At 60.3% G+C, this 15,397-nt stretch carries 11 protein-coding genes; 8 read left to right on the top strand and 3 right to left on the bottom strand.

What is annotated here, in order from left to right:
• Positions 1–60 precede the first annotated feature (60 nt).
• Positions 61–675 (bottom strand): TetR/AcrR family transcriptional regulator, encoded by a 615-nt coding sequence (locus ACWIKB_RS22575; RefSeq protein ID WP_475269488.1) that lies wholly within the window; start codon positions 673–675, stop codon positions 61–63.
• Between the two features lie 226 nt (positions 676–901).
• Between ACWIKB_RS22575 and ACWIKB_RS22570 the strand changes: the two genes are divergently transcribed.
• Positions 902–2,140, top strand: coding sequence for an NADH:flavin oxidoreductase/NADH oxidase family protein (locus tag ACWIKB_RS22570; protein ID WP_475269604.1), 1,239 nt, complete (start codon positions 902–904; stop codon positions 2,138–2,140).
• Between the two features lie 18 nt (positions 2,141–2,158).
• Here ACWIKB_RS22570 and ACWIKB_RS22565 read toward each other — a convergent pair whose 3' ends face one another.
• Complete coding sequence (locus ACWIKB_RS22565; RefSeq protein ID WP_475269487.1) at positions 2,159–2,806, bottom strand: TetR/AcrR family transcriptional regulator; 648 nt, start codon at positions 2,804–2,806, stop codon at positions 2,159–2,161.
• Positions 2,807–2,808: 2 nt separating this feature from the next.
• Positions 2,809–4,467, bottom strand: a complete 1,659-nt coding sequence (gene mhpA / locus ACWIKB_RS22560; RefSeq protein ID WP_475269486.1) for a bifunctional 3-(3-hydroxy-phenyl)propionate/3-hydroxycinnamic acid hydroxylase MhpA — start codon at positions 4,465–4,467, stop codon at positions 2,809–2,811.
• Positions 4,468–4,829: 362 nt separating this feature from the next.
• Between mhpA and ACWIKB_RS22555 the strand changes: the two genes are divergently transcribed.
• From ACWIKB_RS22555 to ACWIKB_RS22525, 7 genes are all read left to right on the top strand, one after another.
• Positions 4,830–7,727, top strand: coding sequence for an ATP-binding protein (locus tag ACWIKB_RS22555; protein ID WP_475269485.1), 2,898 nt, complete (start codon positions 4,830–4,832; stop codon positions 7,725–7,727).
• A 121-nt stretch (positions 7,728–7,848) separates the two neighbouring features.
• Positions 7,849–8,064: a hypothetical protein gene (locus ACWIKB_RS22550; protein ID WP_475269484.1), complete on the top strand. Its 216-nt coding sequence runs from the start codon at positions 7,849–7,851 to the stop codon at positions 8,062–8,064.
• 118 nt (positions 8,065–8,182) lie between these two features.
• A complete protein-coding gene (locus tag ACWIKB_RS22545; protein WP_475269483.1) occupies positions 8,183–9,706 on the top strand; it encodes a TolC family protein in 1,524 nt (507 codons plus the stop codon).
• Between the two features lie 30 nt (positions 9,707–9,736).
• Complete coding sequence (locus ACWIKB_RS22540) at positions 9,737–10,849, top strand: efflux RND transporter periplasmic adaptor subunit (RefSeq protein ID WP_475269482.1); 1,113 nt, start codon at positions 9,737–9,739, stop codon at positions 10,847–10,849.
• Entirely contained in the window at positions 10,846–13,941 is a 3,096-nt protein-coding gene (locus ACWIKB_RS22535; protein ID WP_475269481.1) for an efflux RND transporter permease subunit, read from the top strand. Before ACWIKB_RS22540 ends, ACWIKB_RS22535 begins: the two co-directional genes overlap by 4 nt.
• Before the next feature lie 331 nt (positions 13,942–14,272).
• On the top strand, positions 14,273–14,695 hold the full coding sequence (locus ACWIKB_RS22530; protein ID WP_475269480.1) for a DUF7832 domain-containing protein: 423 nt from the start codon (positions 14,273–14,275) through the stop codon (positions 14,693–14,695).
• 223 nt (positions 14,696–14,918) lie between these two features.
• Positions 14,919–15,383: a hypothetical protein gene (locus tag ACWIKB_RS22525; protein ID WP_475269478.1), complete on the top strand. Its 465-nt coding sequence runs from the start codon at positions 14,919–14,921 to the stop codon at positions 15,381–15,383.
• The last annotated feature ends 14 nt before the right edge of the window (positions 15,384–15,397 follow it).

The following is a 15,397-nucleotide window of genomic DNA, read 5'->3' as shown; positions in this document are numbered from 1 at the left end:
AAAGCTGTCCCGCCCCCCCGAAAATTCGGGGGGGTTTATCCAGTCAAATCAATTACGAGCTCAGTCGAGAGATGGCAGTGCCGGCAACTCTTGGGTCGCCAACGCACGAGCCTCTTCTGGCGGCACACCCAATGCCCGCAATACCAGCTCGGCGGTATCAGAGCCCGACTCGCGCCACGTTCGGTGGCCCTCCAGTACCAGGAAAATCGAGCCCAGCACGCTGCTCGATATCAGCGTCAGTACCGAGAGCAATTGCTCCTGCGCAAACGTGTAGCGCCCAGTGGTAAGCCCGCTCAGAAGATCCTTGGTCGCCTGGCTGCTGAACATTTCGCGCAACGCAGAATTGCTCATGGCGAATTTATGGATGAACGCGCCCCACTGGGAGTCTTCGTGCGCTCGGCGAATGAAGAATCGAATGCCATTGGCCAGGCGATGAGCAGGATCCGAGAGGGAGTCGAAGCTCTTGTTGACGCGCTCATGCATCTCCCTCGCGAGATGACTGGCGACCGCCTCGAACAGGCTTTCCATGTTGTCGATGTTGCTATAGACCGTTCCGCGCGCCACACCTGCCTCTTGAGCAAGGTCGAGGATGTTCACTTGTGAAGTGCCTCTCTCGGCAAACAGGCGAAAGGCAGCTTGATGGATGCGGCGCTGTGTTGGATTCAGGGATTCCACGCTTCTCTCTCCAGGATTACCTATGGCCTGATTGAACACTCGTGTTCATTTCACGTCAACACTATTTTTTGGAGCGTTGGGTTATTTGTCCAAAAATAGACCTTAACCTAATAATCTGGACGCCATGAACGATGACATTAGGTCAATAAAAGTCCTACGCATTGACATAATTGAACACGAGCGTTCAATTATGCTGGCCGAATTTTTATTAGCTGAAGGACACAACATGACCGGCTCGAACCTCTTCAAACCGCTTCGATTGCCCAACGGCACGGTGATTCCAAACCGGATAGCCAAGGCAGCCATGGAGGAGAACCTCGCCAATGAGGATCACGCTCCAGGGGAAGCGCTGGTCAAGCTCTATCGGAGTTGGGCGCAGGGTGGTGCCGGTCTGATCATCACCGGCAACGTCATGGTTGACCGTCACGCCTTGACCGGACCCGCGGGTGTAGTGCTTGAGGATGATCGGAACCTGGGCAAATTCAAGCTATGGGCCGATGCTTGCCGCAGCAGTGGGGCCCAGGCCTGGATGCAAATCAATCATCCCGGACGGCAGCTGTTGGCTTCAATGGGACAAGCGGCAAGGGGTCCCTCCGCCGTGGCGGTCGATATCCCCGGCCTGTCAAAAGCGTTTGTGCCGCCCAGGGCTTTAGACGAACAGGAGATTGAAGAGCTGATCGGGCGCTATACCCAAGCGGCGGTGCTGGCCGAGCGTGCCGGATTCACAGGCGTGGAGATTCATGCAGCGCATGGCTACCTGTTCAGCCAGTTCCTTTCGCCCTTGACCAATCGGCGTGACGACCGCTGGGGCGGCAGCCTGGAAAATCGTGCGCAAATTCTCCTGCAAACCATCGACGCAATACGCCAGCGAGTGGCACCGATCTTCTGCGTCGCGGTGAAGCTCAACTCCGCGGACTTTCAGCGTGGCGGGTTCGATACCGCGGATGCGGCTCGTGTGGTGGAAATGCTTAACGCCAAGGCGGTCGACCTGGTCGAGTTGTCGGGGGGCAGCTACGAAAGCCCGGCCATGCAGGGACAGACCCGCGATGGCAGTAGCCTGGCTCGAGAAGCCTACTTTCTGGAGTTCGCAGAAAAAATAGGAGAAATAGCGCGCATGCCGCTGATGGTCACCGGCGGCGTGCGTAGAAAGGAGGTCGCAGAGCGAGTGGTGAGCGGCTCGGTGTCGATGGTCGGACTTGCCACTGCATTAGCGATCGAGCCAGCCCTGCCGAGACAGTGGATGGCAGGTCGGGACAGCAAAGTGGAGCCCATCGTCGTCCGCTGGAAGAACAAGACGCTGGCATCGCTGGCAGTGGCATCGGTGATCAAGCAGCAGCTCGGCTTGCTGAGTCGGGGGAAACGGACAAAACCCGGGACGTCGCCACTCATGGCGTTGATCGCCAATCAACTAAAGGCTCGTCGCCAGGCGAAGAGTTATCGGCAATGGATTGATCAAGCCAGGTAGATCAACGACGACATCGGATCAGGCCGGTAGCGGCTTGCCGGCGATTTTCCGGGCTTTGGCAGGTGTGACGCCCAGAGCCTGGAGAATCATTTCGGCGACCCGCAGGTCGTGCTCCGTCACTGCACGCCCCTCGACAACGGAGCGCATTGCTCCGGTTGTGCACGACAAGACTATATCCAGGGCGACCCCTTCGTCCTCATAAGCAAAAATCCCCGCACGCAACCCTTCACGCAGGTCGCCCAGTACGTGGTCAGCCAGACGCGAGCGCATTGCCTGGTCGAAATGGATGATGCGCAGCAGCGCATTCGCCCATTGCTGGTCGGCCGCGGCCCGACACACAAACATGCGCACGCCGATCGACAGTCGCTGTGCGCCGCAGTGCACGTCCTTGCTCATCGCGAAAATGGCATCCGAGAACTCGGCGGCCATGGCGATGCCCACCGCCTCCAGCACTTCGTCGCGAGTTCGAAAATAGTTGTAGATGGTGCCGTTGGATACCGCGGCTTCCGCGGCTACCTCGAGCAATACGATCTCCCCCACTTCCTTACGTGCGATAAGACGCAATGCCGCGTCCACCAGGCCGCGACGGGTGCGCTCACGCTTCTTGTGACCTCTCGTGAGAGGTTCTGGCGCATCAGCTTCTAAAGGAAGAGTGGGGGAATGCATGATCAAGCTCGTAATCTAATGGGCTCGTTGATAGTAATGGAAACGCTGTCCGGCGTGGCGTCTTCGCTAGCCAGCAGGTTCCTGCAGTCTCGAAGGAGGCTGCCTGCCTCTGCGCCAGGGGCGTGGTGCATGATGATACGGTCGGGGCGAACCGCGACGAGCGTTCCCTTGGCAGCCAGCGGCAGGATCTCATGGTTCATGTCTTCGATGAAGTCGCAGCTACCACCTGAGCGTTGGCCACGTGCTCTGACCTCTAAAAAGTGACCACCCATTTTTTCCCAGGAAATGATCTGGTCAGGGGTTAGCAGTGACAACGGGTCAACACCGAATCCAACCAGGGTCAGGCTATCTCCCAGAGCATCGTCGCTCAGTTTGATCTGCTTTTGCATGTTGCGAGTCCAGGCCTGGGGAAACAGGCTGCCACGTACCAGCTTGTCGCCCCGGCGATGCTGCACGAACAGGCCGTGTTTGAAGGTGTTCTTTGGCTTGATATCCAACTGTTCGAAGTGCCTCCTGGTGGTGGGAGTCAACGCCAGCGTGCGCATCAGGCCGTGGACAAAGAAAGCGGCGATCTTGTTCTTGGGCATCACCAGGCGGCCCATGAGTTTCGCTAGATTGATCATTGCCCGGGCATGGGGGCGACGCTCTACGTCATAGGTATCGAGTATTGCAGGCGTGGCATGGCCGCGAAGAACCCAAGCCAGTTTCCAGGCAAGGTTGGCGCCATCTCGAAGTCCCGCTACCAGACCCTGCCCGACAAAAGGAGGGGTGATGTGCGCTGCGTCGCCGGCGAGAAAGACGCGCCCCTTACTGAATCTGTTACAGCACCGCGCGTGGAATCGATACACCGCCTTGCGCTCGATTTCCAGCTCCTGCGGGTTGATCCATGGCGCAATCAGCCGGGCTATGCTTTGCGGGCTTTCCAGCTCTTCCCGGGACTCGCCGGGTTGCAGCATGAACTCCCAGCGCTCCCTGCCACCGGGTGCAGGCATGTGTGGCGTTGGGCGCCGCGGATCACAGAGAAACTCAATGTGATCAATCGCTGACTTATGCCGGTTCTTGACATCGACAATCAGCCAATCCTCCGCATAGGTCTGCCCTTCGAATTCCTGGCCAATCAGCCCCCTGACCCTGGAACTGGCGCCGTCCGCTCCGATCAAGTACTGGGCGCGAACAGAATGCGACCGCTCATCTTGATCTCGTACGACGGCAACCACGCAATCCGCCTCCTCGACCAGGCTCTCAAGCTCGAAGCCACCCAGGCTGGTCACGGTTTTAAGCCGGGAAACCTGGCCGCGCATCGCGTGTTCGAGGTCGGGTTGATAGAACGTCACGAGTTTCGGATGGCCGTCGACGCATCCCTCGGTATTGGCTCGACCGAACTGCCCGAGTACCGGGGAGTGCATCCTCACTTCAGGGATAACGATCTTCTCGAAAGCGTCTTCCGACAAACCGGCCTGTTGCAGGATGCGCAGCGCCTCGTTGTCCAGAGCAATGGCACGCGGCATCAATACGACGTCATGGACCTTGTCCAGTACCAGGGTCGTGACCCCATAGCGCCCCAGAAGCGCCGCGATGGTCGCACCTACCGGACCATAACCGATAACCAAGACGTCGACGGCGGTGGGAGGCAATTCGCAAATATTCTTGTTGTTGTTCATCTCGAGCCCTTGTTGTGATTGAAGTCGTGAAACGCGAGGTCTCATCGTCAGGCAAGGTGAAGGTATTCAATATTGATAGATATTTCAATATTGATGTTTTTGTCATTGTTTTTTGGGATCATGCTCAAGCCGCGATGAGGCCAAGGGGCGGGCCGAATTGCGCAGCGTGAATCGAGTTTGCGTGTATGCCAGTTTCCGACCGGCGACGCTTGGCTTCAGAGCCGATCAGCGTTGTCATTGGAGCAATGGTTCAAGACTGGCGAGGCTGGTCGACAGGGAAGTCGGGCACACCGGTTTTCAGCATCGAACCCCATGAGAAGCTTCGCGGCGCACAACCCTGTTTCAGTCTTTAGGAATCAACCGTGGCACGTCCGCAGCCCCATCCGAACCCAGTCTTGCTCTACTTCTTCGAATTCGAGCTCGACGAGTCCAACGCCTGCTTGTTGCGTAATGGGGAAGCCGTTGCCGTGGCGCCGACGCCTTTCACGTTGCTATGCGTGCTCGCACGCCAGCCAGGGTCGCTGGTGACCAAGGATGCCTTGCTTGATGCCGTATGGGGGCATCGGTTTGTCAGCGATTCGGTCCTGAAAACGGCCATCAGCGATCTGCGCAAGATGCTGGGCGACGACCCCAGGCAGCCTCGCTTCATCGAGACGGTGTCGCGGCGCGGCTATCGTTTCATCGCCCCCCCCTCCTCCGCACTTTCGATGCTGTCTGCATCCGCGACGGTTACAGCGACCGGCACACCTTCGTCACCGTCATTCATCGGCCGCACTGACGAGGTCGCGAGGCTGCAAAAGGCCTGGGAGCGGGCGAATAGCGGCCAGCGCGCCGTGGTCTGGCTCGCCGGAGAGCCGGGGATCGGCAAGACCACGCTGATCGAACATTTCCTTACTGGCCTTGGCGACATCGCCTGCGCACGCGGCCATTGCGTGGAGCACTATGGCGCCGGCGAACCGTATCTGCCGGTGCTGGAGGCGTTAGCCGATCTGTGCCGCAGCGACCCCACCCTGCCGGCGCTGATGCGCGCGGTGGCACCGACCTGGCTGCTGCAACTTCCGTGGTTGAGTACCACGCAGGAGAAAGACGCGTTGCGACGCGAGCTTGCCGGCGTCGGCCCGGATCGCATGCTCAGGGAAATGGGCGAATTGCTGGACCGCTACACAGAGCAGCGCCCGCTGATGCTGGTGACCGAAGACCTGCACTGGAGCGATCGGGCGACGGTCCAGCTCATCAACTATGTGGCACGGCGACGTGGCCGCACGCGGCTGATGTGGCTGTCGAGCTTCCGCCTCGCCGAGGTGGTTGCGCTCGATCATCCCCTTAGCTCGTTGCGCCACGAACTGCGCCTGCAACGTCTGTGCGAGGAAGTGGTGCTCGACCCGTTCTCGGAAACCGAGGTCGCTGACTATGTTGCACTGCGTTCGCCCTCACTGGCACGCGATGAAGCCTTCGTGCGCGCCCTGCACGAGCGCACTGACGGTGTGCCGTTGTTTGTTTCGTCAATCACCAGTGAAGTGATGGACCCAAAGGACGACAACGCCACCATCGAAGATCGACTTGCGGATCTGGCGGTTCCCGAAAACCTCGCAGCCATCATTGATCACTACATCGCCAAGCTGGGTCCCGAGCAACGTACCCTCCTCTCGGCCGCAGCGGTGTGCGGGGTTGAGTTCCGCATCGAGACGGTTTCACTGGCCCTCGAACGCGACCTCGCTTCGGTGGCCCACGCCTGTGAAGAGCTGATACGCGAACAGATATGGCTCATACGATCGCGGGCCACAGAAGTTGAAGAGACGGTAGAGCCCCCCCACTCTTTCCGCCATGCCCTCTTCCGCCAGGTGCTGTTTGACCGCACGCCGCGCTCATTGCGCACCCAACTCCATCGCCAGGTCGGCGCTGCCCTCGAACGCGAACGCGCAACCGGCGTGCCGGTTGCTGCCTCGGAGCTGGCGATGCACTTCGACCGCGCTCGGCAGCCGATGCTTGCGTTGCGTTACTACGTCGAGGCCGCAGAAGCCGCGCTACTGCACTTCAGTCCGGACTTGTGCATTGGCCTCACTGAGCGCGCCTTGGTCCTGATGATGCAGGCTCCCGAAGGGATGGAGCGCAATTCGCTCGAAATTACCCTGGCCACGCTGCAAGGGGTTTCGGCTTTCCACATGTTCGGTGTCGGCAGCGAAGCCAAGAGCGCCTTCGAACGTGCATACAGGCTGCTGGCGGATGTACCCGAACACCCCATGCGTGGTCGCCTACTGCATGGATTCGGCTATCTGCTTGGTCTGCGCGGCGACTATTCGCAGGCTCTGGAAGTGGCAGAGCGTGCTGAAGCTCTCTCCCTCAACGCAAACGATCAAGAGCTCATGCTGGCGGCGTGCATCGTTCAGGCCGAGGTGCATCATCTCCAGGGCCGCACGAGAATGACACGCAGCTGGTTAGAGCGCGCCCTCGCGATCGCCGAGCCCCTGGGCATAGGGACAAACGAGGTCTTTGCGGCAGATCCCCAGGTCATGCTGCACGGTATGCTGGCCATCGAGTTGGTGCGGTCTGGCTTGATTGAGCAAGGGCGAACTCATATGCAGCAAGCCCGAACGCGTGCGCAAACTCTGCGCCAACCTATGACGTGGCTGGTCACTACCTGGCAGGAGGTGTTGATCGAGGTACGTCTGGGAAATCCTGTGCGGGTGGCAGCGCTGGCTGACGATATGCAGAAGCTCGTCGATGAATATTCGCTCGCTCTCGGGCGCACGGCTTGTCGCTGGTGGCGCGGCTGGGCCGACGCACGCAATGGTGCACCGCGCGATGGCTACCGAAACATCCGTGAGGCCTACGACGAACACACCGGACTGGGTATGCGCTCCGGTGCCAGCGAGGTACTCGGCTATGCCGCCGAGGCGCTGCTACTGGCAGGCGATTACGACGCTGCACACGTTGAATTGCAGGAAGCCTTGCGGGTGGGAGAGGAACTGGGCGAACGCGTCTACCTGCCGCAGCTGTTGCTACTGGCGGCGGCGATCGCGCGAGCTCAGGGTCGGTCGGATGCCAGCCGCGTGGCGATGCGGCGTGCGGTTGAGGAGGCTTGCGCCCAGGAAGCACCGTGGCTGGAGCTGCAAGCGCTGGTCGACCTGTGCGAGCACCCTGACGCTACGGCCGAGGACTATCTGGCATTGGCGACGCTGGTTGACCAGTCGCCGGAAACTGACGGAACCGATCTGGCGAAACGCGCGCGCTCACTGATTCACGCTGCCAAGCCGGTGTGAAGCGGCGCGATTTCTTTGCGGTAAGGGTGACTGTCCCGACCGAATTCTGACCTTTCGCTTACGACTCGGCCCAGGGGGCCGCTTACGCTGTCGTCGAACTTTCTTGCCCCTCTGGTTTGCGATGATCCTGAACCCTGAATCCAAATACCCGAGCCGCCGCTCGTACGTAGTGAAACTACGTAGCGACGCCGCGCAGGGAGCCCTGGCGGGCCGCCTCGAAAACCTGGTCACCGGACGACAGCGCGAGTTTTCCTCCGCCGAAGAGCTGCTGGAGTCGATTACCTCGGACCTCGCGTTGGCAGCCGCCGAGCATACGGCAGATGCCAGCGGCGAGTGACGCCTCCACCACGAACGAGCGCTCGATATGGCGACCGAACGGCGACCCTTCGCTGACGACTTCGCGCACACCGAGCCCTACGCTGATGCCACCTCGAATCTTCACGAGCTCTTTTCTCATGCCGCGACTTTCCACCCCTCATCCGCTGCCCCACCATATCAACGGGATAACCTTGCAACGGACCAAGCTCCCGACTGGGTTCGCCATGGCGGCAGCCCTTGTCACTTCGATCTCCTTTGCCCTTTCTGGTTGCTCCACACCTGTCGCCAAGCCATCGGTCGACGTCCCGAGCCACTTCGCCGCGAGTACCGCCTCCGAGATGGAGCCCGAGGCGGCCTGGTGGGAGGTCTACCACGACCCATTGCTGACGGACCTGGTGCGCCGAGCCGCGCGGGAGAACCGCGACGTCAAGATTGCCGCCGAGCGCTTGCGCGCCGCGCGTGCCGGAGAGACGGTCAGCCAGTCCTGGCTTCTCCCGAGCGTCGGAGCATCGGTGTCCGGCAGTGACCGCAGCAGCGGCTACAACTCGGCTATAAAACAGGGCTATCCGGATACCAAGACCACCAGTATGGGCCTGGACGTCTCGTGGGAACTCGACCTGAGTGGCCGACTGCGCGCCGGCGCAGCGGCGGCTGACGCCGATGCGCTAGCGGCGGAACACAACATGCGGGGAGTACGCCTGCTGGTGATGAGCGATGTCGTCAGCAACTATTTCACACTGGTTGGTGCACAGCGCCAAGTCGCGACACTGCGCGCAATCTCAGCGATGCAGGATGAGACGCTGCGTCTGGTCAATGCGCGTCAACAGGTGGGGTTGGCATCTGCCTTCGACGTCGAACGCGCGCAGACCGACGCCTTGACGGCGCGGTCGCAGATTCCGCCGTTGGAAACCCAAGTGGCGGTGGCACGCCACCGTATCGCGGTGCTGATCGCCGACCAGTCTTTCAACACCAAGAACATCCAGCCTTCGAACGTAGATTTGACCGACGTACCCGAGGCCAAACCCGGGCAGCCCGCCGAGTTGCTGCAACGCCGACCTGACGTACTGGCGCTGATGGCACAGCTCGACGCTGCCAATGCACGTCGCCAGCAAGCGAAAGCTGAGTGGTTTCCGCAACTCTTTCTCGGCGCGTCCTTCGGCCGCCAGGGTCTCAACCTGAATGGTGCCGATCTCGGCGCTGCACGCTTCACCAACGTCGCGGGCCTGCTGGCGATGCCGCTCTTCAACGCCGGGCGCACGCAAGCGATCAATGACGCCGCCGAAAGTGCTCAACAAGAGGCGCTGCTGCGCGCCGAAGACGGCATCGTACGGGCGCTCGAGGATGTGGAAAACGCCCTCGTTACGCTTGCTCAGGAACGCCGCCGTTCAGGGACGCTGCAATTGGCCGCCGCGTCTGCGGAGACGGCACAGAATCGCGCCCAGTCGCTCTATAACCGTGGGCAGGTCGACCTGTTGCCTCTGCTGGATTCGCAGCGTGCGCGCCTGAGTGCACGCCTGAGCGCCAACGAAAGCAACACCCGACTGCTGCTCGACAGCGTGCAGCTCTACAAGGCACTGGGCGGGGGCTGGCAGGTGTTCGAACAACCCTCCAATCCAACCGCATCCGCATCCGCCAAAGCCGACCGGCCACCACTTTCCTAAGTATCTGTCGTTTTCCAAAGAGGAACCGTCTTGAAGAACTCCCTTACTGCGGCCGGCGTCTTGGCCGTCGCCGTCATGCTGTCCGCGTGTAGCCCCGACCAGCCCACCGTGCAGCCACCACGACCGGTGCGCACCGCTGCAATCAGCTACGACAATGCCCGCGACATCAGTCGTTATGTGGGCACCGTTCAATCGCGGCATGAAGTCGACCAAGCCTTCCGCGTAGGTGGCAAAGTCGCCCAGCGCAAGGTCGATGTAGGCCAATTTGTGCGTGAAGGCGACATCCTGGCTGTGCTGGAGGACAGTGACTATCGCCTCGCAGAGGAAGCATCGCGACAACAGTGGACGGTTGCCGTCGAGCAGACGCGCCAGGCCGACTCGGACCGCCAGCGCCTGACCGCGTTGAAGGCTGACGGCTCGGTCAGTGCGGCCGACGCCGAGCGCGCGCAGACCAATGCCCAAACCGCGCATGCGACCGCCGAAGCCGAGGCGCGAAAGCTCGAACTCGCACGCAACCGGCTCAAGTACACCGTGCTGCGCGCCTCGCGTAGCGGTGTCGTCACGGCAATGCGCTTTGAGGCAGGTCAGGTCGTGGCGCAGGGCCAATCGGTTATCTCGATCGCGAATCCGGATGAATCGGAGATCGTCATCGACGTGCCCGAAGATCAGTTGTCCGTCTTCAAGGACGCGCAGTTCAAGGCCTCGCTGGCCAGTGCGCCAAACGAGACCTTCGATGTCACGCTGCGCGAGCTGTCGCCGCAGGCTGCAGCGCAGACGCGCACCTATCGCGCGCGGCTTAAGCCACTGCAGGCACTGCCGCTGGGCGCCACCGCCACAGTAATAGCCAAGCGCGTGATGGCAAGTGTCTCGGTGGCGGCAGTGCCAGCCACGGCATTGACGCAGAGCGGCGGTCAGCCGGCTCTATGGCTGGTCACGCCCACGGGTAAGGATTCGGTAGGCGTCGTCGATCTGGAGCGTGTGGCAGTTTGGGGTTACCGCAACGACGAGGTGCTTGTCTCCGGGCCGCAGGCTGGCGCATTGATCGTCACCGCCGGTGTCCAGAAGATGACGTCCGGACTGAAGGTCGCACTCCCCGGTGCGACGATCGCTGACACGAACACCACGCAGCAGGCAGCCCAATGAACAATCTCAACCTCACCGACTGGGCGCTGCGCCATCGCGCCATCGTTCTGTTCATGCTCCTCATTGTCGCGGTGGCCGGTGCCTTCAGCTTCACCCGGCTCGGTCAGCTCGAAGATCCGAATTTTTCCGTGCCGTCCATGACTGCCATGGTGATCTGGCCGGGCGCCACTGCCCAGCAGTTGCAGGACCAGGTCCTCAACCGCATGGAGAAGAAATTCGAGCAGATCGACAACTTCGAAAAGGTTGTCACCTACGCGCGGCAAGGCTACGCCGGCATGACGCTCACCGTGCGTGGTGGCACTTCCAAGGCTGACCAGCGAGAAGCCTGGTATCAGGCGCGCAAGAAACTCAACGACCTGAGCCTCGAGATGCCTGATGGCGTGATCGGCCCGATCCTCAACGACGAGTACGGAGATGTGTATGGCCTGATGTACGCCATCAAGGGCGACGGTGTCGGCCACGCCGACCTGTCGGACGCGGCCGAAGACATCAAGCGCCAGATGCTGAAGGTGCCGATGGTCAAGAAGATCGATCTCATCGGTAAGCAGGCCAAGCGTATTTACGTCGAGTTCTCTCACGAACGCCTGGCAGCGCTGGGCATTACTCCGCTGGCCATTGCCGAAAGTCTCAAGAGCCAGAACGCAATGTTGCCCGCAGGCCAGATTGACACCCGCGGCGACCGCGTCATGGTGCGCGTGAGTGGCCAATTCACCAGCGAAGAGGCAATCCGCAACGTGCCCATCTCTGCGGGCGGCCGGCTGATCAAGCTCGGCGACATCGCGACCGTTACACGTGGCTTCGAGGATCCGCCGACCTACACGGTCCGCCACAACGGCCAGCCAGTGCTGATGCTCGGCATCACAATGACCAGCGACGGCAACATCGTGGACCTTGGCAAAGCAATGGACACGGCAGTCGCCAAGATCCAGTCAGAACTTCCGCACGGCGTGGAACTTGAGCTGGTGGCTGACCAGCCAACCACGGTAAAGGATGCAATCCTGGACTTCGGGCGTGCGCTGGCCGAGGCGTTGATCATCGTGATTGCAGTGAGCCTGGCCAGCCTGGGCTGGCGCGCAGGCCTCGTGGTCGCGGCCACAGTGCCGCTGGTGCTGGGCGGCGTGGCGCTGGTGATGTTGGCAATGGGCTGGAACCTCGAACGCATCTCGCTCGGCTCACTGATTATCGCGTTGGGACTGCTGGTGGATGACGCCATCATCGCCATCGAGATGATGGTGGCGAAGATGGAAACCGGCATGGACCGCGTGAAGGCGGCCGCTTTCTCCTATCAGTCCACCGCCATGCCGCGCCTGACCGGCGCACTCATCACAGTCGTTGGCTTTCTGCCGATCGGCCTCTCGAAGTCCACCACCGGGGAATATGCGGGTGGCATTTTCTGGATCGTTGGCGCTGCGGTGCTGTTCTCGTGGATCTGTTCCGGCATCTTCACGCCATACCTGGCGGTCAAGATGCTGCCCAACGACCTGGGCAAGCACCAGCACGGCAATCAGCACGACACCAAGTTCTATCGCAACCTGCGCCGCCTTATCGACGCCGCCATTGAGCGCCGCTGGGTGGTCATCGGTGCGACGGTTGGCGCTCTGGTGCTTGCTCTGGCCTGCATCAAGCTAGTGCCGCAGCAATTCTTCCCCAACAGTTCGCGTCCTGAACTGGTCATTGATCTGCGCGTCAAGGAAGGCTCCTCGTTCGCCGCGACGACCGAGCAGGTCAAGCACATGGAGGAGATCCTGGCGAAGGACGAAGACGTGCGTTTCTATACCGCCTACACCGGCGCCGGCGCGCCGCGCTTCTATCTATCGCTCAACCCCGAGCTGCCGAATCCAGGTTTTGCCCAGTTCGTTGTGATGACCAAAGATCTGGATGCACGCGAGCGGGTACGTGCTCGGTTGGTGGCCTCGGCTGACCAACAATTCCCGCAGGCGTGGGTGCGCGTGACCCGGCTTGAGTTGGGGCCACCTGTCGGCTACCCGGTGCAGTTTCGCGTCGTAGGGCCTGATACCCAGAAGGTGCGCCAGATTGCTCGCGACGTGGAGAAGGTGGTTGCGTCCAACCCGAAGGTGCGCGACCTCCAGCTCGACTGGAACGACCCGGTGCGCACGTTGAAGGTCGAGCTTGATCAGGCCAAGGCGAGCGCGCTGGGACTCACGCCGGCCGACGTGTCGCTGGCGACCCAGACCGTGATGAACGGCGCAACCCTGTCGCAGTTGCGTGAGCACGAGGACCTGATCGACATCGTCGCCCGTGCCGTGCCAGAGGAACGCTTGAACCTCGACACACTGAAGAACATCAACCTTTACACACGCCAGGGAACGGTGGTGCCGCTGTCGCAAGTCGCACAGGTGCGCTCTGAACTGGAAGAACCGGTACTGTGGCGCCGCAACCGCGACATGGCGATCACGGTGCGTGCCGACGTGAAGGATGGAGAGCAAGGCGTATCGGTGACGCAGGAAATCCAGCCGTTGCTCAAAGACATCGAAGCGAAGCTGCCAACCGGTTACCGCATCGATGTGGGAGGAGCGGTTGAGGAAAGTGACAAGGCCAACAAGGCGCTGCTCGCGGTGGCCCCGCTGATGTTAATCACCATCCTGCTGTTGCTCATGCTGCAACTGCAGAACTTCTCCCGCATGTGGATGGTGATGCTGACCGCACCGCTGGGCCTGATCGGTGTGGTGCCCGCGCTGCTGGTGTTTCAGTCGCCGCTGGGCTTCGTCGCGATCCTGGGCATCATCGCTTTGGGTGGCATGATCATGCGCAACGCGGTGATCCTGATCGATCAAATACAAATCGAGATCGCCGAGGGGCGCGACCCGTGGAATGCTGTGCTGGATGCCGCCATTCACCGAGCGCGACCGGTAATGCTGACGGCACTCGCCACCGTACTCGCAATGGTCCCGCTCACACGTAGTGTGTTTTGGGGGCCGATGGCGATCGCGATCATGGGCGGCCTTACTGTGGCGACGCTACTGACGATTTTCTTCGTCCCGGCGTTGTACGCTGCATGGTTCAAAGTGCGTCGCCAGACGGAAGTTAATGCCCAACAGCTAAAAGGGAACGTTGCGCTTGCTTGCGAGTGAGCTGTCCATGGCACTAGGCCCTTGGCACCACCGTACTCGTGAAGTTTGTTCAGCGCCGTTCTGAAAATGACCAAGGTCAGCCGTGAGGGCCTGCGAACGTTACTTTCTTTCGCACCCTCGCGGTTACTAGGGAAGGCTGATGGCCGGAGCTACTGACAACAGCCAGCTATCGGCCATAAGTGGACATTCGCAGTCACGAGGCAGCAATGGAGACGTGGCGAATCTTTTGTTCATTGCGTGCTGAATGAAAGCGAAAACAGACCTCCCCTATCCCTGCGAGAATGTGATAAATCAAGCCCCCATCTCAACGCAAAACATCTCAAGGACGCCCATGAAATACGATGATGCAAGCTGGCACCATGGCGGAGACTTTCCAGCAGGCCAACCACAGGAGCACGGCGGCACACACATAGCGCTGTTCTTGAGATGGTGTTTTGTCAAAGGCTGGGCTGGCGACTTTCACGTCGAGGAAGAGCCTGAAGCCGTCGTCCAAGTGATCAGCGGCGAACTCTCCGCCACGGAGTTTCTCCTCAGGTATTGCGATGGCAAATTTACGGAGGAGGATTTGAACGACGCTGGGAATGAGATCGCGCAGCAGTATTACGGGAGCCATGGCCTTTACCTTCAAGACTACGCCGACCACTTTGGCAACTTGATGTATATAGCCCCGGAATCCGCGCACGATTTTGAGGAATTTTCCGCGATACTGGAGGCTCGGGTTAAGAGCGGCGTGCTGATTAAAGCAGAGGCCTAACCGCGCTTCTCGCCGAAAACATTCGCTTATCGGCTCGGCACCGCGCATCTTGCACTACCTGCCTGGCATCAGTGGACATTCGATGTGTCTAGAAATCACGAACGATGCAAAGTGGTCGATAGGAAGCCCAGATTCGCATAGTTAGTGAGTCGACTTCGTGATGTCAAAGCAGTATCGTCAGTTGCGGCTATTTCACTGCAGCATTGAGCATGGAGAGCAAAACATGGGCGTGATGGAAAAAGGACTATCTGGCGAGGCTATGCCATTTTTGGCGCGCTTCGCGATCGCAAGAACGGGGGAGGACAGGTTGCCCGGTTACTACTCCACCGAAATGGCGATGTGGGTTGTAGATACCGAGGCTGGCCCCGTCCCCGTTATTGACCATTTTGCGTTAGCCGAGCTCATGACGAAGACTAAAGTGAACGCGGAGCAGGATGACGAAGGTATTTATTCGCTATACGAGCTGAAAACCGTGACTGAGGTACGGGCAGAAAGTGATGATGTTGACTCTGCAATGAGCCACCTTTTGGAACTCGTGACCAAGACAGACACCGTAGTCGAAAAAGACGATGCTGCGAGCGAGTTCAACCAGTTTTTGGAGCTCGTTACCAAGACCAATGTGCAGGTGGAGAAAGATGATAACGGCGATTCGGCGTCTGGATTGGAGTCTCAGTATTTCAACGATTAGCCAAAGGAATGACG

It is taken from the genome of Pseudomonas sp. 5Vm1k, assembly GCF_056161485.1.
The sequence above is the reverse complement of the archived record's forward strand: the minus strand, read 5'-3'. Positions and strand labels throughout refer to the sequence as shown.